This is a genomic window from Corynebacterium sp. (assembly GCF_012837295.1).
GTDB lineage: Bacteria > Actinomycetota > Actinomycetes > Mycobacteriales > Mycobacteriaceae > Corynebacterium.
This window is the reverse complement of sequence record NZ_DURI01000295.1, coordinates 1-2295: the sequence shown is the minus strand read 5'-3', so window position 1 is coordinate 2295 and position 2295 is coordinate 1. Positions and strand designations below refer to the sequence as shown.

The following is a 2295-nucleotide window of genomic DNA, read 5'->3' as shown; positions in this document are numbered from 1 at the left end:
GCACCGTCGGCGCCGCCCGCACCATGCACGCGATCACCCGCACCTACGGCCTGTTCTCGCTGGCCGTGCCGCTGCTGGGCGTCGGCGTCATGTTCACCGACCTCGGCTACTACATGAAGGCCGGCGCGCTGCACGCGTCCATCCTGCTGGCGATCATCGCCTGGGCGCTGCTGTACTTCGTCATCACCCCGAAGCAGGCCGTCATGATGGCCGGCCTGGGCGTCGCCGGCGAGGACGAGCTCGCCGACGACCCGGACTTCCGCAAGCGCGCCGACAAGGCCGCCAACCTGGACTGGAAGAAGGCCAAGGGCCAGCTGGCCATGTTCTCCGGCATCTTCAGCGCCCTGTGGCTGATCACCGCCGTGCTGATGTTCTTCATCTAATTCAGCCTCCCCGGCAATTGAGCCGTCCCGGATTCTTCCGGGCACTTCACGCCGTGCCGAACCCCGGCCGATCGCTCCCCGTGAGCGGTTCGGCCGGGGTTCGCCGCATTTGCCCCCCTCCCTCTCCTTGCGTCCCATCCGTTCCTGCAATCGCCGCACACCGCACATCGGTTAGATGCTTTCGTAAAACGACGCTCGACAACGCCGTTTCCGACTATGCGGCCCGTGTGCCTGGGGCGTTGTCCCTCTCGCACATTCGTCCGTAGGGTCGCGCAGAGGGAGCGGCGTTCACCGCCTCCCCTCCCCGCAGGTCGACCGGCACCCCGGCGTCGCGGGGACCACCCGATTTCGCCCGAGGAGGACACCATGGCCCCCACGCACGACGCCCGCCATTTGATCGACGACGACGGACGCGACGATGGGCAGCCCGCCCTCGTTCCCCTCGAGGATCTGGTGGACAAGGCGGTTACGCGCGCGCTGGGGTGGCTCGCGGAATCCGAACGCGTCACGGGACGCACCGGCTCCGGCGACTCCGGCAACTCCGCCGGGGACCCCGCAGCCGAAGCCCCCGTCAAGGATTCCTCCGACCATGCCGCCGAGCAGCTGGCCAAGCTCGTCCACGATCCGGCGGGCGTGGACTACACCATGGCGTTCGTCGACCAGGTCGCCCGGCCGGAGGACAACGGCACCGCCGCCAACCAGCTGGCGGCGATGACCAAGGGCACGAAGGCGCCCGCGTTTCTCTCCGCGATGGACCGCGCCGCCATGCAGCTCGGCGGCATCATGGCGCCGAAGTTCCCGTGGCTGGTCATGCCCATCGCGCGCAAGCGCATGCGGCAGCTCGTCGGCCACCTGGTGCTCGACGCCGATGGCAAGGCGCTGAACGAGCTGCTCACCGACGCCCGCGCGCGCGACCGCCAGCTCAATCTCAATCTCCTCGGCGAGGCGGTGCTCGGCTCGAAAGAGGCGCAGCGCCGCCTGCACGACACGATGGCGCTGCTGCGAGACCCGCTGGTCGACTACGTGTCGGTCAAGGCCTCCAGCGTCGTCTCCCAGCTCAACCCGTGGGACTTCGACGGCAGCGTCGAGCGCCTGGTGCAGACGCTGCGCCCGCTCTACCGCATCGCCGCCGACGCGCCGGGGCAGGCGCAGCGCGCCAACCCGCCGTTCATCAACCTGGACATGGAGGAGTACCACGACCTCGACCTGACGCTGGAGGTATTCGAGCGGATCCTGTCCGAGGACGAGTTCCTCGGCCTCGAGGCCGGCATCGTCCTCCAGGCGTACCTGCCGGATTCGGTGGCGGCGCTGGACCGGCTCATCGACTTCGCCAAGAAGCGCGTCGCCCGCGGCGGCGCCCCGGTCAAGGTCCGCCTGGTCAAGGGCGCGAACCTGTCCATGGAAACCGTCACCGCGGATCTGCACGGCTGGGTGCGCGCGCCGTACTCGTCGAAGGCGGAGACCGACGCCAACTACCTGCGCCTGCTCGATCGGGCGCTGCGCCCCGACGTCGCCGATGCCCTCCGCGTGGGCGTCGCCAGCCACAATCTGTTCTCCATGGCCGCGGCCGTCGAACTTGCCCGCGCCAGGGGCGTCGAAAAGCAGATCGACGCCGAGATGCTGCAGGGCATGGCGCCGATGCAGCAGAAGGTGATCCAGGAAGACGTCGGGCGTTTGATCCTGTACACCCCCGTCGTCGACTCCGACAGCTTCGACGTCGCCGTGAGCTACCTGGTGCGCCGCCTGGAGGAAAACGCCGCGGAGGAGAATTTCCTCCACGCGATGACCAGCGTCGACGAGTCCGAGCGCGCCGGCGGCGACGGCCCGGACCCGCGTTCGCCGCAGTCGCCGATGTCCGGGCAGGAGGAGCGGTTCCGCCAGGCCGTCGCCGAGCGCGACGCCACCCGCGAGG

Annotated in this window: 2 protein-coding genes; both read left to right on the top strand. The window is 69.3% G+C overall.

Annotation, left to right across the window (positions count from 1 at the left end):
• The coding region (locus tag GX015_RS09535) for a DUF2269 domain-containing protein (protein ID WP_291344669.1) at positions 1-383 on the top strand (383 nt) is incomplete at its 5' end.
• A gap of 366 nt (positions 384-749) precedes the next feature.
• Positions 750-2295, top strand: a 1546-nt coding sequence (locus GX015_RS09530) for a proline dehydrogenase family protein (RefSeq protein WP_291344668.1), incomplete at its 3' end; no start/stop codon positions are given.